Source organism: Beggiatoa alba B18LD, from assembly GCF_000245015.1.
GTDB classification, from domain to species: Bacteria; Pseudomonadota; Gammaproteobacteria; order Beggiatoales; family Beggiatoaceae; genus Beggiatoa; species Beggiatoa alba.
This window is the reverse complement of the sequence record NZ_JH600070.1, coordinates 1970996-1990667: the sequence shown is the minus strand read 5'-3', so window position 1 is coordinate 1990667 and position 19672 is coordinate 1970996. Positions and strand designations below refer to the sequence as shown.

Here is a 19672-nt window from a genome sequence, read left to right as displayed (position 1 = left end):
CTTCTGCTTACGCTTCACTTTCACCACGCCAAAACAGCGGGACGTAAACCTGTAAACGTCGCCCCTGCCATGAACGACCTTTTAAATACTGAGCCATTCGATGAGTCGCCACTAAACTTGCATTTTTTAGTTTGACAACCGCCAGTACATTATTCGGATTTCCTTCTCGAAATAAACTCACTTGCACATCAGCACCACGCTGTCTAAAAGCGTGCTCTACTTCGCTTTGCGTAATAGAAGGGGGTAAATTACTAATAATTAGGTTCATTATTGTCTGCATAAAAATTTTGACCTATGTGATTAATCATAGAAGCAATGTATCTCCTCTTCATTAAAATAACGTGATACTGTCACAGTATCTATTTTTATAGTATTGAAAATCTTATTTTTTCCAACGATTAATTGAAAAAAAGGATTTTGTCAGCAATCAGTCAATCTTTATAAAGATTATGCCTCAAAGCATTGGATATCACTTTAATTGGCTTTAAATCTTTTTGTGATGGATAACGCTATTTTTGGTTATAACAACAGCATAAAGATGTTCAATCGCACCTACAATCCCCTTAATTAAAGATACGGCAATGACTGCTATGAAAAATAATTCATTGAAAAAATTGATTATTAGCAGAAAACAGCCAAAATATTATGATACTTTAACATGTACTAACCCTACTCAAATATGACGATTTTTTCATCAAAATTAGGTTAATTATGGACAATACAGCAACAACGAAATCAACAAACTGGTTATTCTGGCTCGGTTTTTTTGTAGTGATTATTGTATTAGCCTTAATAACAACGTTTGCTGCCATACGTGGCGGACAACAACTGGTTAATAAAAATAAGACAGTCATCGCTCAAGAAGATATAACAGATTTACCTGCACCAACGCCTGTGATAGACCTTATTTTAAATGGTCAAACCCATACCGTTGATGAAAAGACGATAGGACACTTGCCGACGTTAACGGAAAAAACCTTAAATGAACAAAAAATTCAGAAAAATAATGAAATAGCGCAGCTCATTCAAACCGAAATCGATGCCGCTTTTGAACCTGCTTTGCAAAATATTCCTGCATTTACTGATTGGTATTACTCATTAACAGGGGAATATTCTCGTTATTTAACCGCAGTTACGGGAGATATGGGCGATTTTCTTGCCGATAAAATGCATGAAACTATCTTTAAATCAGCTAATTTCAGCGAGACCATTAACGCAAAACAGCAGTTATTTGATACACAACTGACACAAGATTTTCAAGAAAGTACCAGCGTTTTAAAACAAACTTTACTCGACTTCCTCACACAAAACGCGCTCCCTGCCGAAACACCTACCGTCCAAGTCACATCGTCTAAAGATGAAACCACAAATTTACTCAGTGTTTTAGATAAACATTTAGCCATTACATCTGCGGATATTGGTAAACAAGTGGTTGCAGGTTTAGCGGGTACAGCAGTCGGCGTGGTTGCTGTGAAAGGTTTAGGCGCGTTAGTTATCAAAAAAACGATTGCCAAAGTTGCAGGGACTAGCCTGTTTAAAACCGCAGGGGCGTTATTAGCCAAACTGGCAGCAAAAGCCGCTGTAAAAGGTGGCGGAGCGGGAGCAGCAACAGTGGGCGGGGCAGCCGTTTGCGCACCGTTAGGACCTGGCGCACTTGCCTGTGGCGCAGTCGCGGGTATTGCAACATGGCTTTTAGTCGATGAGGCGTTTATTAAATTAGATGAAGCAATTAACCGCGAGGCATTTGAGGCAGAAATCCGTCAAGCAATTATTCATCAACGTGATGAGATTAAACGAGATTTGACGACAGTCTATGTGAATGTTTTTAATGAACGTATAAACGCGGTTAGTTTGGATATGTCTAAGCATGTTGAGAATATTCAAAAAACCTTCATACCTGCGGATGCGTTAAGAAAGTAAAGAAGGATAGGATGAGATAAGTGCGTTATAAAAAAAGGGGCTGATGCCCCTTTTTCAATTTATGCGACTTCTAACGCTAAATTTGGCTGTAAGATGGGTAAATCTTTCTTAGAAGGTTGTACATGATAATCTTCAGGTAATTTTTGCAGACATTCTTTTAAAACACAGTGTGCATGTTTGCCACATTGTCCGCATTGCCCCGCAACGCCTAACGTTTGGCGAAGCTGACGCATACTACAAACGCCTTGAGTAGCAACTGCCTCGCGAATGTGTGTATCAGTAACACCATAACATAAACAGACGTACATAGTTAATCACCTACTAATAATAAGTTTAAGATTAATTTAAATATTCTATTTGTCGGCAAGTATAGTTCTAAATGAGAATCATTGTCAACTCTGTTTGTGTTTATGTCGCAAGACTGCTGTTTTTGTGAGAAAGCAAACATTATTTATAGATAAAATTGTTATTTTTAATCGTGCTAATTGCTTAATTAAAAATTACTTTTTGGCACATATGGCGAACAGCAAACAAGATTGCATTTTTATAGTGCAAGTTGCATACCGATTGAGAAAACCCTAAACAACTTTAATCCCTGTAAGAGATATCGCCATACTTTTTAGAGTAAAATAGCCCATTAAATACGCTACTGATTTATTTTTGCGCGGTAAGTCAAGGTATCTCTATGAATTTAAACATTGTATTGGACAATGATGTCATCCTTGCATTACTGTCCCCTAATTCAAATGATATAAAACATTGTTTTAACCGTTTACAAAAAACGGCTTTATCGACTCGTTTTTGGATGCCTTGTTGTTTACTTGCTGTCATTGAACCACAAACGGTGAATTTACAATCGATTCATTCTCTCCTAGAAAATGGCGTACAACTGCTTTCTAGTGTTGCTAGCCATTGGCAAGAAATTCCTGCGACACATCCGCAAAAAATTCAAGCATTAATGAGCCTTGATGCAAGTTTATTAGCAGGAAAAACCGTTATTTGGACAAATCAGGAAGTGTTCTCCACCTTAAATCCAGATATTCAGTGGGGAGACCATGAATTTATTTATGGGGTATTAGCAGAATATGGTTATGAGGAAAATTTACCGTTTAGCGGATTAGTGGAACAACAATTACGTATTCGAGCGCGGTTAGAAAAAAATATTTTTACCGTTTTAAAACACGGGCAATATACCCGTGGTGAGGAAATTTATGTTTTAGAACAACGATTAGCAAATTATGTCGGTAGGAAACATTGCATTACGGTAGCCAGCGGTACAGATGCTTTATTGATTAGCTTATTAGCATTAAATATCAAACCACATGATGAAGTGATTACCAGCGTTTTTGGGTTTATTGCGGCAGCAGAAATGATTAGTTTAATAGGGGCTAAACCGATTTTTGTCGATATTGACCCTGATACTTACACGCTAAATCCTGCCCTGCTTGAGGCAGCTATTACACCCAAAACAAAGGCGATTATTCCACAAAATATTTATGGGCAGTGTGCTGATTTTGATGAAATTAATGCCATTGCTGCACGGTATAAAATGCCTGTGATTGAAGATGCTTTGCAAAGTTTTGGCGCGACTTATCGCGGTAAGCGTTCAGGAAATTTATCCGCCATCGCCTGCACCAGTTTCTTTGTCAATCAATCCTTAAGTGCTTATGGCGATGCAGGGGCTTGTTTTACTAATGACGATGCATTAGCAGAACGGGTGCGCCAACTCAGTCGACATGGGCAAGAAAAACGTTATTATCATTCTCGCGTTGGGATTAATGGGCGAATGGATGTTTTACAAGCCGCTATTTTATTAGCTAAATTAGAAATTTTAACCGATGAAGTACAAGCCCGTTTCCGCATGGGGGCAACGTTTACCGCAGGTTTAAAAGGTTGTGTTAAAACGCCATTTGTACGCCCTCAAAATACCAGCGTCTATAATCCTTATGTGATTCAAACCTTACAGCGTGATGCCTTGCAAAAAGAGTTACAAAAGCAAGGCATTTCAAGCACCGTTCATTATTATCCACCGTTGCATTTACAACCCGTATTTAGTCACTTAGGCGGTACAAAAGGACAATTTCCAATTGCCGAAGCCGTTGCCGATAAAGTCTTAAGTTTGCCCTTACATCCCTATTTAACTGAAGAAGCACAAGACCGCATTATCGACGAAGTGAAACAAGCGACTAAAAAACGCACTGGATAAGCATCAATGCAAATTATTCCTGTTATCGATTTACTCAATGGCATTGTTGTACACGCCCGTGCAGGCGAACGGGCGCAATATCGTGCGTTACAATCACCGTTAGCCGACAGTGCTGATCCTGTCGCCGTTGTCCATGGTTTACTGCATTATTATCCCTTTACGCATTTATACATTGCGGATTTAAATGCGATTCAAGGCACGGGTGACAATCTCGCCAGTTTGCGTGATTTACAACAACATTTCCCCCAACTTCATTATTGGGTTGACAGTGGCATACAAAGGTTCACCGATTATCAAACATGGCAAACCCACGCTTTAGGGACGGCGGTTGTGGGCAGTGAAACTCAACTGGATTTAAAACAATATCAAACTTTGTTGAACAGCGCAGGCGCAGATAACTTTATCCTTTCCCTTGATTTTCATCATGACCGATTTTTAGGACATCCCAAATTATGGACACAGCCAACTTTATGGGTAAACCGCTTAATTCTCATGAATTTAAGTAAAGTTGGCGTGTCGCAAGGTGTCGATGAAAGCCGTTTAAGTCATTTACAGCAATCTTGCCCTGCGCAAACACATATTTATGCAGCGGGTGGCGTGCGTCATGCCGAGGATTTAGCCCGTTTACAACAATTACAAGTTGCGGGCGTTTTGATTGCAACCGCGATTCATCAACAAACTTTAAGCCCTGATGATATTGCGCGTTTTAGTGAATGTTGATGCAATAATAATACGAATATTCAAGATTTTATAGCCTCCTGCCTCTCCTAACCTCATAGCCTAAAGATTTAGCGATGGAAGACATTTCCCAAATATTGGACAGCCTTAACCCTATACAACGGGAAGCCGTTGCCGCTCCGACAGGACACTTACTTATCCTCGCAGGGGCAGGTAGTGGAAAAACACGTGTTTTAGTCCATCGTATCGCGTGGATTCTCGCTACTCAACAAGCACAAGCCTATAACATCCTTGCAGTTACGTTTACCAATAAAGCCGCTAGCGAAATGCAAAAACGCATTAATCAGCTTTTAGACGGTATCAGCACAACAGGTTTATGGGTTGGTACATTTCACGGTATTTGTCACCGTTTTTTGCGAATGCATTGGCAAGAAGCAAAATTGCCCAATACTTTCCAAATCTTAGACAGTGACGACCAGCAACGGACTTTAAAGCGGATTCTCATCGCGCAAGGCTTAGACGAAAAAACATGGACACCTAAGCAAGTTCAACATTTTATTAATAACCATAAGGAACAAGGCTTACGCCCACAGCATATTCATGTAGAAGCACATGAAACATGGTTAAAGCGGATGCTCTCGATTTATCAGACTTATGATGAGCATTGTCAACGTAATGGACTGGTTGATTTTGCAGAGTTATTACTGCGGACTTATGAAACCCTGCGCGATAACGATGCGTTAAGAAACACCTATCAAACCCGTTTCCGCCATATCCTTGTCGACGAATTTCAAGATACAAATACGATTCAATATAAACTGATTCAAACGTTAGTGGGTAAGGATAGCCATTTATTCATTGTCGGAGATGATGACCAATCTATTTATAGTTGGCGTGGGGCTAAAATTGAAAATATTCAGCGGATTAATCAAGATTATCCCAATACGCATTTAATCCGTTTAGAACAAAATTATCGTTCAACAGGCACGATTTTAGCCGTTGCGAATCAACTGATTGCGAATAATAAAAAACGCTTAGGTAAAAATTTATGGACAGCAGGTGAAAAGGGCGACCCTGTTTATTTATATACCGCTTACAGTGATTTAGACGAAGCTCGATTTGTCGCCGATAAAATTGCCGAATGGCAGGGAAAGTGGCAAGAAATTGCGGTTTTATATCGTACTTCAGCACAATCACGGGTATTTGAAGAGGCGTTATTACAAAGAAATATTCCATACCGTATTATTGGTGGATTACGTTTCTATGAACGAGCTGAGATTAAAGATGTTTTAGCCTATTTACGCTTATTACATCATCGCCATAACGATACGGCTTTTGAACGGATTATTAATTTACCTAAGCGGGGAATTGGCGATAAAACGCTGGAAAGTCTCCGCGCGACGGCTCGCCAACATCAATGCTCACTTTGGGATGCGATTCAGCACGCTTTAGCCAGCCAACAACTGACCAAACGTGCAGCGACACCGCTATTAAGTTTTTCCACTTTTATTGAAGAATTGAGCCAAAAAATTGCAGGTCAACCGTTACACGAGCAAATTAAACAAATTATTCAACAAGCAGGATTAGTGGCGCATTATCAAAAAGATGACCCCGTCGATGCGACTCGTCGCCAAGAAAACTTGGACGAATTGCAAACAGCAGCAGAACAATTTGAAAAGCTTTACTATAGCGAGCCTGACATTATTAGCGCATTTCTTGCCCAAGCCGCGTTAGAAGCAGGCGAAGGACAAAGCCAAGCTTTTGAGGATTGCGTACAATTGATGACACTGCACGCGGCAAAAGGCTTGGAATTCACCCTTGTTTTTTTAGGTGGTTTAGAAGAGGGTTTATTTCCCCATCAAAACAGTATTGATGAGGGCAATTTAGAAGAGGAACGCCGTTTATGTTATGTCGGCATTACCCGCGCTCGTCAAACGCTTTACCTTTGCCACAGTGAAAATCGCGCCCAATATGGACAACGTAGTAATGCTTATCCTTCCCGTTTTATTGCAGAAATTCCCCGCGAATTAATTCAAGAAGTCCGTTTAAAAACAGCATTTTCAGTAAAAAGTAGCGTGGCTATCGATGCCAGTTTCCAACTAGGCGATAACGTGCGTCATCCCACTTATGGCGATGGTGTTATTATTGAACAGGAAGGACAAGGCGAGTTGATGCGCTTACGGGTTGCTTTTAGCAATGGTACAAGTAAATGGCTGTTATTGGCTTATACGCGCTTGGAGAAAATGGGGTAGGATAAACTTGCGGGCGTGTTGTATTAAACATTCCCGCTAAGTTAGACGTGCTTAAATATTCTCTAACATAAATTGTGCTTGTGGATGTCCTTGTTGTGCAGCCGATTTAAACCATTCTAATGCTTTGTCATGGTCTTGTTTGACACCTTTGCCAATGTAGAATAATTGCCCAATTTGATATTGCGCTTCTACATGTCCTCCTTTCGCTGCTTTTTCTAACCAATTAAAGGCGACTTCTGTTTTTTCTGTCTTCAGATAGCTTGCGCCTAAGTAGAATTGTGCTTGTTTATCCCCCGCATCTGCTTGAGATTGACAAGTATTAATCACGTCTTGAAAACGAGAAGCGTTATATAAGGCTTCGCAGGTTTCTTTGATGACAGGGGGAGAAGCAACTTCATGATTAGGATTAGGTGTTATCGTGTCTTTTTCTGATGTTTCTGAAATGGCTGGAGGATTGGTTATTATCGTGTTGGTATTTGTTTCTGTTTTTGTTGCTAATAATTGTGCTGGGGTTGTTTCAACGGTGCTGCTTTTTTTGTCCACTATTGGTGTAGGTGTTGCTATTGGGGCTGATTCGGTAGCAATAGGCGTTGTAACAGCGGTTGTCGGCGTTGTGGGTGTAATTTGGCTGGCAAACGTCGCAATTAATTGAGGGCAAGAGCGTTGATAACGCGCTGTTAAGGTCTGTAAATTCTCTGCGTTCTTTGCTAAATCAGTCGCTTGCTGTTGAGCCTGTTCACAACGACGTTCTCGTTCTGCTTTTACTTTAATAATAGCTTGTTGATGAACGCTATCCTGTTCGTAACGTTCAATGTATTCAGTAAGCGGGTCGATATGAGTTTGTGTAAAGAGTTGTTGATATTCTGCAAATAATTGCGCTGAATTGTGCGTTGCTACAGGTGCAGGATTGGGCGCAGACTTTTCAAGTTGTATGAGTTGCGGTTGTTGGGGGAGTGATTGGGATTCAAGCACGTTATCACTACAACAAGCATTCAATAAACCAGCAGACAATAAAGCAACGGTATAGCGCATGACCGCATCCTCTCTTTAAGACATGATGGTGTAGGTAGTTAGATAGATAATGCGGTTTCTTAGTTGGCTAAAGCGCGTGCACGATTTCGTGCTTCTTTGGTGCAGTCTAAGTCGTGCAGTCCTTCACAAGCTAAGGCAATAACAACCCAATTGCGTACTCGTAATGCTTTGTTTTCTACTGCTAACGCATTAGATTTGGCGGCAAGACTTGCCGCACGTGACCAATCTTCTTGTTGTAAACGGACTCCTGCTAAGTTGTGCCATAAAATAGGATTGCGTGGGTCTATACGTAAGGCGCGTTCTAATAAGGCGGCGGCTTGTTCACTTTGTCCTTCTTCAAAGGATTTTTTGGCTTCCATGAGTAATTCTGAAACTGCTTTTGTAGGGTCTGCGACAGGCAGTAAATAGCCTGTTTCTGTTGCCATACTTTGCTGTGTGATTAGGCAACAAGTTGTCAACAAGAACGCATAACTATAGCGACGCAGAAAGTCAGTAATATTCATAAACGATAACCCCGATAATTTAATCAGTCTTTTGTTGCCCTTAATTATTGATGAATAATTGAGTCACGGCAATCTTTATGCACGAAATGACGTGATTGTCGTCTGTCAGAAAAGCGATATTTTAATCGACATTAAATCATTCAGTTATATTTCATTATTTTTGGATTTATGCCTACACACATTGATATAGATGAAAGTCAGCGATTAGATTCACAGGCTTTCCACAGTCGCTACCTACTTGTCACGTTTATCTTATTAATAACCGCCGCACCTTTTTTGGAGTGGACAGGGATAGATATCTGGTTACAAGACCAGTTTTATCATGCAGAGCTTGCACGGTGGTTGGTTGATAAAGATGCACCGTTAGCAAAATTCATTTTTTACGATGGAATTAAAAAACTATTTGTTCTTTTTGCAGTTTTTCTATTGATTATATTAATTTTCATCCGAAAACTGCCCCGTCTTTTGCCTTATCGTCGTGGTTTAATAATTGTTTGGTTAGCAATGTTATTTGTTCCTGCGGTAGTCGGGGGATTAAAAGCGGTCACGAATGTTCCCTGCCCAAAAGACTTGAGCCATTATCAAGGGACTTATCCTTATGTCACTATTTTAACGCCTTACCCTGAAAATTTTCAGCAAAAAGAAAGTATTAAATGTTTTCCTGCGGGTCATGCCAGTGGTGGATTTGCGCTGTTAGCTTTGTTTTTTCTGTTTAAAACGCGAAGAAATAAGTGGCTTGCTGTGGCGGGGGCTTTAACAATTGCGTGGAGTATTGGTTTATATAAGATGTTAATTGGAGACCATTTTTTAAGCCATACGGTTACAACAATGTTATTAGCATGGTTGCTGATTCTCATCATTGCACGATTGGTGTATCGAGTAGCGGTAAATCGACAAAAATGACAACACGGTTTTACGACAAAAAAGGGAATAGATTAATGTATGTGGTCACATATAACAGTGCATAACAAGCCATTTTTACGAGTTGATAGCAAGGGAATGGGATTCACTAGATTTTATTAACAAGGCTTTCTATGCTTGCATTATGATGTTGTTGCATGTCTGACAATCATCCAAAGCGATAACAATAATTTTTCACCACCAAATTTAAGATAGTAGAGAATGATGCCAACACAGCATAGAAAACAGGCTTCCACTCCCATTATTCATGTCAAAGCTCCCGCACGCTTACATTTAGGTTTTTTAGATTTAAATGGCGGATTAGGCAGACGTTTTGGCAGTTTGGGGATTACATTAGAAAAGCCTTGTACACAATTGAGTTTAAGCACAGCCACAACATTAAGCGTGAGCGGTCAAAATAATCAACGTGTTGTAAAGTATGCGCAACAATTTTGTACGCAATTAGAATTACCAACAACGTTTAAAATTCATGTTCATCAAAGTATTCCTGAACATATTGGTTTAGGCTCAGGAACACAACTTTCATTAGCAGTAGGTCTTGCGATTGCACGCTATTTTGGTTTATCGCTTAGTATTCGGGAAGTTGCGAGTTTATTAGAACGTGGGGCGCGTTCTGGTATTGGCGTGGCGGCTTTCGAACAAGGGGGATTTATTTTAGATGGCGGACGCGCAGCACAAGATGTGTTACCCCCGCCGTTAATTACACGTATACCTTTTCCTAATCATTGGCGTATTTTATTAATTTTTGATGCACAACGTCAGGGTGTACACGGAGAACAAGAAGTGTCTGCCTTTCGCCAATTGCAGCCCTTTCCTGAAGAATTAGCGAGTCATCTATGTCGCTTAATCTTAATGCAGGCGTTGCCTGCCTTAGCATTAGCAGAACTGAATCGTTTTGGATTAGCCATTGCAGAATTACAGCGCGTTGTCGGTGATCACTTTGCGGATGCACAAGGGGGACGCTTTAGCAGTCCTAGCGTAGCGCGTGTTTTGGCTTATTTAGAACAAAATGGCATTGTTGGTGTTGGACAAAGTTCATGGGGACCGACAGGATTTGCGATTGTAGAAAGTCAAACACAAGCAGAACAATTGTTAAAGCAATTACAAAACCAGTTCACTACGGTCACTACTGGCTTGAACTTTGTGATATGTAAAGGAAAAAATGAAGGTGGTAGTATTCAAGAAGAAGCCAACTTTACATTAAACAGGCAAATCTCTGGAATTCAATAATAATGTCTTAATTATTCAACCCTTTATAACGCCTCTTAACGCTGTGCGACATTTGTCGCACATCCCTACAAGCCCTGCAGACCTGAAAACCCACCCAAAAGCCTATAAAAACCAATAATCCATTGTTATGTTGGCTTTTGTAATCAAACATACAATACATATTTTGCTTTGTAGTACATCCTACCTAGGAAAACAGCAGTCATTCCACATAAAAATAGATATAAAACATGTAGTTAATATTTATTTTTAAATTGGCACACTGATTGCCATATAGAGATTGCGACAATCAAGTCCCTCTCTCATTATTCTTAAGGAGAACTACAAAATGGCGTTACGTCAATGTGCAATTTACGGTAAAGGTGGAATCGGTAAATCCACCACAACCCAAAACTTAGTAGCCGCTCTGGCTGAAGCAGGAAAAAAAGTGTTGATCGTTGGTTGCGATCCTAAAGCCGACTCCACTCGTTTAATTCTGCACTCTAAAGCTCAAACCTCCGTTATGCAATTGGCTGCCGAAGCGGGTACAGTCGAAGATTTAGAATTAGAAGACGTATTATCTGTCGGTTATGCCGGTATCAAATGCGTTGAATCAGGTGGTCCTGAGCCGGGAGTTGGTTGTGCTGGTCGTGGTGTTATCACCGCCATCAACTTCTTAGAAGAAGAAGGCGCGTATGATGAAGAACTCGACTTCGTGTTTTATGACGTATTAGGTGACGTGGTGTGTGGCGGCTTCGCTATGCCCATCCGTGAAAACAAAGCCCAAGAAATTTATGTTGTTTGCTCTGGCGAAATGATGGCGATGTATGCCGCTAACAATATCTGCAAAGGTATCGTTAAATATGCAAACTCTGGTGGCGTACGTTTAGCTGGTTTAATTTGTAACAGCCGTAACACCGACCGTGAAGACGAACTGATTGAAGCCTTAGCTGCTCGTTTAGGCAGCCATATGGTTCACTTCGTTCCTCGTGACAACGTTGTGCAACACGCTGAAATTCGCCGTATGACCGTTATTGAATACGATCCTAAAGCTAAACAAGCTGACGAATATCGTACATTAGCTCAAAAAGTCATCAACAACAAGAAATTAGTCATTCCTACCCCGTTAACCATGGACGAGTTAGAACAACTCCTGATGGACTTCGGTATTATGGAAGTAGAAGACGAAACCATTGTTGGTAAAACCGCTGCTGAATTAGCTGCTGAAGCTGCCGCTGCTGGTTAATATTTGAGTCTGTTTTGTAGGGTGGAACTCTTCCTAGTCTTGGGAAGAGTCGTATAACACCCTACAACCCTTCATAAAATTAAGTATCGAATTCCATTCACTCCCGCGGTGCTACAGATTGGTGGTGGCGGGAATCAGGAGAAAGTCATGACAGTAATGACACGCGAAGAAACCGAAGCCCTCATCAAAGAGGTGTTGGAAGTTTATCCCGAAGACGCTAAGAAAGATCGTGCTAAACACTTAGCTGTCAACGACACCTCATTGGAAAAATCCAATAAATGTATCACCTCCAATAAAAAATCTTTACCTGGCGTGATGACCATTCGTGGCTGTGCTTACGCAGGTTCTAAAGGGGTGGTGTGGGGTCCGATTAAGGACATGATTCATATTTCTCACGGTCCTGTTGGCTGTGGTCAATATTCTCGTGCAGGTCGTCGTAACTACTACATCGGTACAACAGGTGTTAATACCTTCGTAACCATGAACTTTACTTCTGACTTCCAAGAGAAAGATGTCGTTTTCGGCGGTGACAAAAAGTTAGACAAGTTAATCGATGAAATCGAAACCTTATTCCCTTTAAACAAAGGGATTAGCGTTCAATCCGAATGCCCTATCGGGTTAATCGGTGACGATATCGAAGCCGTTTCTAAGAAAAAAGGCAAGCAATACAATAAACCCGTTGTACCTGTCCGTTGCGAAGGTTTCCGTGGCGTTTCCCAATCTTTAGGACACCACATTGCAAACGACGCAGTCCGTGACTGGGTATTACCTCGCCGTGATGAAGATACCTCTTTCCAAGGTACACCCTATGATGTCGCCGTGATTGGTGACTATAACATCGGTGGTGACGCTTGGGCTTCTCGTACCCTGTTAGAAGAAATGGGCTTACGTGTTGTTGCTCAATGGTCTGGTGACGGTTCTTTATCAGAAATGGAATTAACCCCCAAGGTTAAACTCAATCTGTTACATTGCTACCGCTCCATGAACTACATCTCCCGTCATATGGAAGAGAAGTATGGGATTCCATGGGTTGAGTATAACTTCTTCGGTCCTACCAAAATTGCTGAATCCTTACGCAAAATTGCTTCCTTCTTTGATGACAAGATTAAACAAGGTGCAGAGCGTGTTATTGCCCGCTATCAAGGCATGATGGACGAAGTGATTGCAAAATACCGTCCTCGTTTAGAAGGCAAACGAGTGATGTTATACGTCGGTGGTTTACGTCCTCGTCACACCATCGGTGCTTATGAAGATTTAGGCATGGAAGTTGTCGGTGCTGGTTATGAATTCGCACACAATGACGACTATGACCGTACCATCAAAGAGATGGGCGACGCAACGCTGTTATATGATGACGTAACAGGCTTTGAGTTTGAAGAGTTCGTCAAGAAAATCAAACCTGATTTAATTGGTTCTGGGATTAAAGAAAAATTCATTTTCCAAAAAATGGGTATTCCTTTCCGCCAAATGCACTCATGGGATTACTCTGGTCCTTACCACGGTTATGACGGTTTTGCCATTTTCGCACGCGATATGGACATGACCCTGAATAACCCTTGCTGGAACAAGTTACACGCTCCTTGGGCGAATACTGTTGAAGCCGAGCAAAAAGTGGCTGTAAACGGTTAATTTGGAAACTTGGGAGGCAGTTTTAACTGTCTCCCACCTTATAAAGAAGTAAAGGGTAAAGCCCATTACGCTAGTCGGTTTACCCACCTGTTATCTTTCAAGACCGTATCTACAGATTGGTAGTGCGGTGGAGCTTTAATCATGCAGAACGTTGAAAAAATCCAACCCAGCTATCCTTTGTTCCGCGACGACGAGTATAAAGATAACCTCGCTCGTAAGAAGACCTACGAAGAAGTTTACTCCCCCGAAAAAATCAGAGAAGTCTTTGATTGGACAACGTCTGAAGAGTACAAAGAACTTAACTTCAAACGTGAAGCGTTGACTGTCAACCCTGCCAAAGCCTGCCAACCTTTAGGGGCGGTATTATGCGCATTAGGTTTTGAAAAAACATTACCTTATGTTCATGGTTCTCAAGGGTGTGTTGCTTACTTCCGTACTTACTTCAATCGTCATTTCAGAGAGCCTATTGCATGTGTTTCTGACTCCATGACGGAAGACGCAGCCGTATTCGGTGGTCAAAAGAACATGTTTGCGGGTTTGGAAAACGCGAAAGCACTGTACAAACCAGATATGATTGCAGTGTCCACAACCTGTATGGCTGAAGTCATTGGTGACGACCTTAACGCATTCATCAATAACGCGAAAAAAGATGGTCGTGTTCCTCAAGAATACCCCACCCCATTCGCTCATACCCCTAGCTTTGTCGGTAGCCATTTGACAGGTTGGGATAACATGTTTGAAGGGATTGCGCGTTACTTCACTTTAAACTACATGGAAGGCAAACAAGTCGGTAGCAATGGCAAATTAAACATTGTTCCCGGTTTTGAAACCTACTTAGGTAACTATCGCGTCATTCACCGTATGCTGGACGAAATGGGTGTTCAACACACCATGTTATGCGATCCAACCGAAGTGTTAGATACCCCTGCTGATGGTCAATTCCGCATGTATGCTGGCGGCACCACCCAAGCAGAAATTAAAGACGCGCCTAATGCTATCAATACCATTCTGTTACAACCTTGGCACTTAGAAAAAACCAAGAAATACGTCGAAAACACATGGCAACATGACATTCCTAAACTCAACATTCCTATGGGTTTAGAGTGGACCGACGAATTCTTAATGAAAATCTCCGAAGTCACTGGCAAGCCAATTCCTGCCTCTTTAACCAAAGAGCGTGGTCGCTTGGTTGACATGATGATGGACTCTCATACTTGGTTACATGGCAAAAAATTCGCCATTTGGGGTGATCCAGACTTCACCTTAGGTTTAACCAAATTCCTCTTAGAAATTGGTTCTGAGCCTATTCACATTCTGTGCAACAACGCCAACAAACGTTGGGCAAAAGCAGTACAAAAAATTCTTGATGAATCTCCTTATGGCAAAGATTGTGAAGTCCATATCAGCAAAGACTTATGGCACATGCGTTCTTTAGTCTTCACCAAGAAACCTGATTTCATGATCGGTAACTCTTACGGTAAATTCATCCAACGCGATACCCTCTTCAAAGGCAAAGAGTTTGAAGTTCCTCTCATTCGCATTGGCTTCCCCATTTTCGACCGTCATCACTTACACCGTATGACAACCATGGGGTACGAAGGGGCTATGTACATGTTGACTACTATCGTCAATGAAGTCATGGTACGCCTCGATGAAGAAACCCGTGGTATGGGTACAACAGACTACAACTATGACTTAGTCCGCTAATGTTGTAATCTGCTAAGGTGTGTTGATAACCCTGTCAACACACCTTAATTTGTTTAGACCTGTCACGATAGACAAATATATATAACAATAATATCCCTACCTGACTAAGATCATTAAGGAAAGTTCAATGCCCAGTGTAATGCTTAGAAGAAACGCCGAAGGCAATATCAGTTTTTACGTCGCTAAAAAAGATTTAGAAGAAACTATCGTAGAAATGGAATTTAATGGTCCTGAACAATGGGGCGGTGAAGTGAGCCTGAGTGATGGTTCTCGTTACCACATTCCGCCAATGTCTGAGTTAAAGCTTCCCATCACAGTAAGAGCTAAACGTGTTGATGGCGCAGATGACTAAACAATAGTTTATCGACTGCTTTAGCAACAGATAGGGATAGATAGTAGTCTTCTTTACTGCTCCTGATGCTTGCATTATCTTGATTACCTACCTGTCTGTCCTGTCAACGCAATAGATTAAGAGTCGTTAGACATTAATAATCCGTGTTATGTTTATGTGCGGATAAAGATGAACCTAATGATTTGCGTGTCTGTCCCATAGAAAACTGTATTTGTCCAGTGGTGACTATCATGACTCAAACTGATAACTCCTCCCCGATTACTCGTGAAATTGCCTTGCGGATTGGTTTAGCCGCTCGTGCGTTACCCGATACAGACCCTCGTCGTTTAATGACGGTTTTAATCTCCTGTATTGGACTACCTATCACAGAAGAAAAATTAGCGGGGATTAAAGTCAAGGACTTAAAAACAGCTGCGGATGGCGAATTGAACGAAGTAAGCCAAGACGCGCTTAAAAATGCAGTTCACATCTTAAAAGGCGAAGCAGATAGCGAGCCTAAAAGCGATTTACCGACCGTACAAGCTTATCAAGAAGGCGATATGCCTAACTCCATTCGCGTCGCCTGTGCTTCCAACACCACGACACAACTAGATGGACATTTCGGTTCTTGCAATCGCTTCCTCATTTATCAAGTTTCTAAAGATGAAATACGCTTAGTTGACATTCGCTCAACAACGCCGACCGAAGAAGTTGAAGATAAAAACGCATTTCGTGCAGAGTTAATTAGCGACTGCCATGTGATGTATGTTGCCTCTATTGGCGGACCTGCAGCCGCTAAAGTCGTAAAAGCAGGCATACACCCCATCAAAATGCCCGACGGCGGAGAAGCCTTGCCTGCTTTAGAAGATTTAAAAGCCATCCTTGCAAGTGCCCCTCCCCCATGGTTAGCCAAAGTAATGGGGGTATCACCTGAAGATCGGAAACGCTTCATGCTAGAGCTAGAGGAAGAATAATCTATGCTCACTCCCGATATTGCAGAACAAATTGCCCTCCAAGTAGAATTACAAGGGCTTGATGATGCAGTCTTGACTACTTTACGGCAAGCCTACCCGCATCTGCATTTTACCTATTGTATGGATGATGACATTACAACCCCTGCTCCAGTGATGGAGCGTAAGGGGTTTAATGTTTATTTAGTTGATGGTCGCGAACATTGCTTAAAATTAACACGTGATTTTGAATCTGCGACAGGTATCGTATTAGCCGAAGTCATCGCTGATGACTAACGGGCTGTTGATACAAAACTAACTGTAGAAGCCTCATAAAGATTTATAGAAAGGCAAAATCAGAGATTTGCATCCGTTAAGAAAACTGACCGCAATATTTATATTGATAATGGAGAAAAACACATGGGAACAATTGGTCTCTTTTATGGTACTGACACAGGCAACACCCGCAAAGTTGCTAAAACCATTGCCAAAAAATTCGGTGAAGGTGTTGTCGATATTCACAACGTCGCCAAAGCCACTGCTGAAGACCTCGCAAAATATAATTCTCTGATTTTAGGGACACCAACCTTAGGAGATGGCGAATTAGAGCCAACTTGGGAAGAATTTTTACCCAAATTAGATGAAGTTGACCTTACTGGCAAAGTGGTTGCTGTTTACGGTTTAGGCGACCAAGATGGCTATGGTCATGAATTCGTTGATGCCATGATTATCCTCTACAAAAAAGCTAAAGAACGCGGTGCAAAATTAGTCGGTAGCTGGCCTACTGATGGCTATGACTTCACCAAATCTAAATCCGTTGTCAATGATGAGTTTGTCGGTTTAGCCTTAGACCAAGACAACCAAGCGGATATGACTGACGAGCGCGTTAGCGAATGGATTGAAAAAATCCGCGCTGATTTAGGTGCTTAATTAAATGAGTAAAGGTGCATAAACAGTTAGTTTATGCACTTTTGTGCCGAATCATGATGACTTTACCAACAAGCGCAGTAGAACAAGACAAAACCCCCCGTGCTGATTGCAGCTTATGCCACCATCAAGCGCGTTTAGCAACAGAGAAATGCAAGCCGGGAGATGCTTGTGTTAACGTCAAAAGCGGACGACAAATCGACCGTTTTTTCCGTTTTAATCCTGATTTAGCTGTTGATTACATGCAAGACCCATTTTGGGAAACCCGCGCAATTATTGTGCGTTATATTCCCCAAGCACGGATAAAAGAACTCATCAATGACGAAGATGAGACCGTGCGCCGCGCTGTCGCTGCCCGCATTCCGTTCGAAGATGGCTTAGAACAACTCATACATGACCCTGATCGAGAAGTACGAATTACCGTTGCTGACCGCTTGCCCGCTGATAGATTAGAAGCTCTTGCGACTGATCCTGATTATATGGTGCGTGTTTATGTCGCACGCCGCTTGCCCGTTGGTCGTCTGTTTCGCATGATGTACGATAAAGACCGTTTAGTGCGTCAAGCAGTCGCTGAACGCTTGCCAACAGTGACTTTAGAACTCATGGTTGATGATCCAGAAGTCGAAGTCCGTCGTATTGTTGCTGAACGCATAGACCCCGAATCTGCGGAACTCTTATTTAAAGATACTGACTGGACAGTGCGCTATTTAGCAGCACAACGTGCGCCTTTATCGGTTGTACACAAACTACTTAATGATGTTGAACCCGATGTTGTTGAAGCCGCAAAAGCCCGTTTAGAAACAGCCAATACGGCTAACCATCCAAAAGCCTAATTATTTCTCTGTTAGACGCGGATAAAATATAGTGCATCATCACTAACAACCGTTTTTCTCGCGTACTTGTCATTAGTTTGTCATTATTTTCCTAAGATACTCCTGCCCTGTCCGTTTATAATGATAAGTGTATAGCCAGCTTTAGGCTGGCTTTTGTTCATTACTTCCTATAAAAACAGGACATTTGGTTAAATGGCAGATACTTTTCCTTCTGATTCCGTTGGGTTAGTAACGCCGCAAACGCTCCATTTTGACGCGCCTTTAACGTTAGATTGTGGGCGTACCTTGCCGCGCTACGATATTGTGTATGAAACTTACGGGCAATTAAATGCGAACCGTTCTAATGCAGTGTTGATTTGCCACGCATTGAGCGGTGACCATCACGCCGCAGGCTACCACAGCGAACAGGATAAAAAACCAGGTTGGTGGGATAACGCGATTGGCATTGGCAAACCAATAGACACCTCTCGCTTTTTCGTCGTTTGTCTCAATAATTTAGGTGGTTGCAAAGGTTCAACAGGGCCTGTGAGTCTTAACCCTGATACAGGTAAACCCTATGGTCCTGACTTTCCAATTATCACCGTTCGTGATTGGGTGAATTCACAAGCGCGTTTAAGCGATGCTTTAGGCATTCAACAATGGGCGGCGGTCATTGGAGGAAGTTTAGGCGGAATGCAGGCTTTACAATGGGCAATAGACTATCCTGAACGCTTACGCCACTGTATCGCCATTGCCGCCGCGCCTAAATTATCCGCGCAAAATATCGCCTTTAACGAAGTTGCCCGCCAAGCCATTATGACCGACCCTGATTTTCACGCGGGACATTATTACGAACACCATGTCATTCCCCGTCAGGGCTTAATGTTAGCGCGGATGCTTGGACATATTACCTATTTATCTGATGATTCCATGCGGGCTAAATTTGGGCGTGAATTACGCGAGGGAAAAATCAATTTTAGTTTTGATGTCGAGTTTCAAATAGAAAGCTATCTCCGCTACCAAGGACGTTCTTTTGTTGACCGTTTTGATGCCAATACCTATCTATTGATGACCAAAGCCCTTGATTACTTTGACCCCGCTAGTGAATACAATCACGATTTAGCCCAAGCCTTTGCAAAAGTAAAAGCGCACTTTCTCATTGCGTCTTTCACTAGCGACTGGCGATTTTCGTCCGCCCGTTCCCGCGAGATAGTTAAAGCCTTATTAGACAATAAAAAACAAGTGAGTTATGCCGAATTTAAGGCAGACGATGGACACGATGCGTTTTTAATGCCTGTCCCCCATTATCAACAGATTTTCCGTGCTTATATGCAAGGTATTGCACTCTAAAG

Annotated in this window: 19 protein-coding genes; 15 read left to right on the top strand and 4 right to left on the bottom strand. The window is 41.8% G+C overall.

Annotation, left to right across the window (positions count from 1 at the left end; genetic code table 11):
* Positions 1-7: 7 nt before the first annotated feature.
* Positions 8-268, bottom strand: coding sequence for an RNA recognition motif domain-containing protein (locus tag BEGALDRAFT_RS08090; protein ID WP_040294917.1), 261 nt, complete (start codon positions 266-268; stop codon positions 8-10).
* Between the two features lie 443 nt (positions 269-711).
* Between BEGALDRAFT_RS08090 and BEGALDRAFT_RS08085 the strand changes: the two genes are divergently transcribed.
* Complete coding sequence (locus BEGALDRAFT_RS08085) at positions 712-1920, top strand: hypothetical protein (RefSeq protein WP_002685535.1); 1209 nt, start codon at positions 712-714, stop codon at positions 1918-1920.
* A gap of 59 nt (positions 1921-1979) precedes the next feature.
* On the opposite strand, the gene BEGALDRAFT_RS08080 is transcribed toward BEGALDRAFT_RS08085, so the two are convergent.
* Positions 1980-2228, bottom strand: coding sequence for a bacterioferritin-associated ferredoxin (locus BEGALDRAFT_RS08080; RefSeq protein ID WP_002685533.1), 249 nt, complete (start codon positions 2226-2228; stop codon positions 1980-1982).
* 377 nt (positions 2229-2605) lie between these two features.
* Between BEGALDRAFT_RS08080 and BEGALDRAFT_RS08075 the strand changes: the two genes are divergently transcribed.
* From BEGALDRAFT_RS08075 to uvrD, 3 genes are all read left to right on the top strand, one after another.
* Positions 2606-4126, top strand: coding sequence for a DegT/DnrJ/EryC1/StrS family aminotransferase (locus BEGALDRAFT_RS08075; protein ID WP_002685531.1), 1521 nt, complete (start codon positions 2606-2608; stop codon positions 4124-4126).
* A gap of 6 nt (positions 4127-4132) precedes the next feature.
* Positions 4133-4846 (top strand): HisA/HisF-related TIM barrel protein, encoded by a 714-nt coding sequence (locus BEGALDRAFT_RS08070; RefSeq protein WP_002685529.1) that lies wholly within the window; start codon positions 4133-4135, stop codon positions 4844-4846.
* A 74-nt stretch (positions 4847-4920) separates the two neighbouring features.
* Positions 4921-7056 (top strand): DNA helicase II, encoded by a 2136-nt coding sequence (gene uvrD / locus BEGALDRAFT_RS08065; RefSeq protein ID WP_002685528.1) that lies wholly within the window; start codon positions 4921-4923, stop codon positions 7054-7056.
* Positions 7057-7107: 51 nt separating this feature from the next.
* On the opposite strand, the gene BEGALDRAFT_RS18150 is transcribed toward uvrD, so the two are convergent.
* Positions 7108-8088: a tetratricopeptide repeat protein gene (locus BEGALDRAFT_RS18150; protein WP_002685525.1), complete on the bottom strand. Its 981-nt coding sequence runs from the start codon at positions 8086-8088 to the stop codon at positions 7108-7110.
* Positions 8089-8147: 59 nt separating this feature from the next.
* Positions 8148-8591, bottom strand: a complete 444-nt coding sequence (locus BEGALDRAFT_RS08055; protein ID WP_002685523.1) for a tetratricopeptide repeat protein — start codon at positions 8589-8591, stop codon at positions 8148-8150.
* Positions 8592-8759: 168 nt separating this feature from the next.
* Here BEGALDRAFT_RS08055 and BEGALDRAFT_RS08050 point away from each other — a divergent pair, with 168 nt between their 5' ends.
* From BEGALDRAFT_RS08050 to metX, 11 genes are all read left to right on the top strand, one after another.
* On the top strand, positions 8760-9494 hold the full coding sequence (locus BEGALDRAFT_RS08050) for a phosphatase PAP2 family protein (RefSeq protein ID WP_002685521.1): 735 nt from the start codon (positions 8760-8762) through the stop codon (positions 9492-9494).
* 219 nt (positions 9495-9713) lie between these two features.
* Positions 9714-10742 carry a beta-ribofuranosylaminobenzene 5'-phosphate synthase family protein gene (locus BEGALDRAFT_RS08045; RefSeq protein ID WP_157237565.1) on the top strand — a complete coding sequence of 343 codons (1029 nt, stop codon included), beginning with the start codon at positions 9714-9716 and terminating at the stop codon, positions 10740-10742.
* 325 nt (positions 10743-11067) lie between these two features.
* The gene (gene nifH / locus BEGALDRAFT_RS08040; RefSeq protein ID WP_002685515.1) at positions 11068-11964 is read left to right on the top strand and encodes a nitrogenase iron protein; all 897 of its coding nucleotides are present in this window, start codon (positions 11068-11070) and stop codon (positions 11962-11964) included.
* 147 nt (positions 11965-12111) lie between these two features.
* The gene (gene nifD / locus BEGALDRAFT_RS08035; protein ID WP_002685514.1) at positions 12112-13593 is read left to right on the top strand and encodes a nitrogenase molybdenum-iron protein alpha chain; all 1482 of its coding nucleotides are present in this window, start codon (positions 12112-12114) and stop codon (positions 13591-13593) included.
* Positions 13594-13734: 141 nt separating this feature from the next.
* Positions 13735-15300, top strand: coding sequence for a nitrogenase molybdenum-iron protein subunit beta (gene nifK, locus BEGALDRAFT_RS08030; protein ID WP_002685512.1), 1566 nt, complete (start codon positions 13735-13737; stop codon positions 15298-15300).
* A 127-nt stretch (positions 15301-15427) separates the two neighbouring features.
* The gene (gene nifT / locus BEGALDRAFT_RS08025; RefSeq protein WP_002685511.1) at positions 15428-15652 is read left to right on the top strand and encodes a putative nitrogen fixation protein NifT; all 225 of its coding nucleotides are present in this window, start codon (positions 15428-15430) and stop codon (positions 15650-15652) included.
* 230 nt (positions 15653-15882) lie between these two features.
* Complete coding sequence (locus tag BEGALDRAFT_RS08020; RefSeq protein WP_040294915.1) at positions 15883-16605, top strand: dinitrogenase iron-molybdenum cofactor biosynthesis protein; 723 nt, start codon at positions 15883-15885, stop codon at positions 16603-16605.
* Between the two features lie 3 nt (positions 16606-16608).
* Positions 16609-16878 (top strand): DUF6129 family protein, encoded by a 270-nt coding sequence (locus BEGALDRAFT_RS08015; RefSeq protein ID WP_002685507.1) that lies wholly within the window; start codon positions 16609-16611, stop codon positions 16876-16878.
* A 123-nt stretch (positions 16879-17001) separates the two neighbouring features.
* Positions 17002-17511, top strand: coding sequence for a flavodoxin (locus BEGALDRAFT_RS08010; RefSeq protein ID WP_002685506.1), 510 nt, complete (start codon positions 17002-17004; stop codon positions 17509-17511).
* Between the two features lie 53 nt (positions 17512-17564).
* On the top strand, positions 17565-18341 hold the full coding sequence (locus tag BEGALDRAFT_RS08005) for a 4Fe4S-binding leucine-rich repeat protein (RefSeq protein ID WP_002685505.1): 777 nt from the start codon (positions 17565-17567) through the stop codon (positions 18339-18341).
* Between the two features lie 192 nt (positions 18342-18533).
* Positions 18534-19670 (top strand): homoserine O-succinyltransferase MetX, encoded by a 1137-nt coding sequence (gene metX, locus BEGALDRAFT_RS08000; RefSeq protein WP_002685504.1) that lies wholly within the window; start codon positions 18534-18536, stop codon positions 19668-19670.
* Positions 19671-19672: the final 2 nt, after the last annotated feature.

Coding starts and splice junctions, on each gene's coding strand:
- BEGALDRAFT_RS18150 (WP_002685525.1), bottom strand. CDS start 8,088: ATGCGCTATACCGTTGCTTTATTGTCTGCTGGTTTATTGAATGCTTGT.
- BEGALDRAFT_RS08080 (WP_002685533.1), bottom strand. CDS start 2,228: ATGTACGTCTGTTTATGTTATGGTGTTACTGATACACACATTCGCGAG.
- BEGALDRAFT_RS08090 (WP_040294917.1), bottom strand. CDS start 268: ATGAACCTAATTATTAGTAATTTACCCCCTTCTATTACGCAAAGCGAA.
- metX (WP_002685504.1), top strand. CDS start 18,534: ATGGCAGATACTTTTCCTTCTGATTCCGTTGGGTTAGTAACGCCGCAA.
- nifT (WP_002685511.1), top strand. CDS start 15,428: ATGCCCAGTGTAATGCTTAGAAGAAACGCCGAAGGCAATATCAGTTTT.
- BEGALDRAFT_RS08070 (WP_002685529.1), top strand. CDS start 4,133: ATGCAAATTATTCCTGTTATCGATTTACTCAATGGCATTGTTGTACAC.
- BEGALDRAFT_RS08055 (WP_002685523.1), bottom strand. CDS start 8,591: ATGAATATTACTGACTTTCTGCGTCGCTATAGTTATGCGTTCTTGTTG.
- uvrD (WP_002685528.1), top strand. CDS start 4,921: ATGGAAGACATTTCCCAAATATTGGACAGCCTTAACCCTATACAACGG.
- nifK (WP_002685512.1), top strand. CDS start 13,735: ATGCAGAACGTTGAAAAAATCCAACCCAGCTATCCTTTGTTCCGCGAC.
- BEGALDRAFT_RS08020 (WP_040294915.1), top strand. CDS start 15,883: ATGACTCAAACTGATAACTCCTCCCCGATTACTCGTGAAATTGCCTTG.
- BEGALDRAFT_RS08015 (WP_002685507.1), top strand. CDS start 16,609: ATGCTCACTCCCGATATTGCAGAACAAATTGCCCTCCAAGTAGAATTA.
- BEGALDRAFT_RS08005 (WP_002685505.1), top strand. CDS start 17,565: ATGATGACTTTACCAACAAGCGCAGTAGAACAAGACAAAACCCCCCGT.
- BEGALDRAFT_RS08050 (WP_002685521.1), top strand. CDS start 8,760: ATGCCTACACACATTGATATAGATGAAAGTCAGCGATTAGATTCACAG.
- BEGALDRAFT_RS08085 (WP_002685535.1), top strand. CDS start 712: ATGGACAATACAGCAACAACGAAATCAACAAACTGGTTATTCTGGCTC.
- BEGALDRAFT_RS08010 (WP_002685506.1), top strand. CDS start 17,002: ATGGGAACAATTGGTCTCTTTTATGGTACTGACACAGGCAACACCCGC.
- nifH (WP_002685515.1), top strand. CDS start 11,068: ATGGCGTTACGTCAATGTGCAATTTACGGTAAAGGTGGAATCGGTAAA.
- BEGALDRAFT_RS08045 (WP_157237565.1), top strand. CDS start 9,714: ATGATGCCAACACAGCATAGAAAACAGGCTTCCACTCCCATTATTCAT.
- nifD (WP_002685514.1), top strand. CDS start 12,112: ATGACAGTAATGACACGCGAAGAAACCGAAGCCCTCATCAAAGAGGTG.
- BEGALDRAFT_RS08075 (WP_002685531.1), top strand. CDS start 2,606: ATGAATTTAAACATTGTATTGGACAATGATGTCATCCTTGCATTACTG.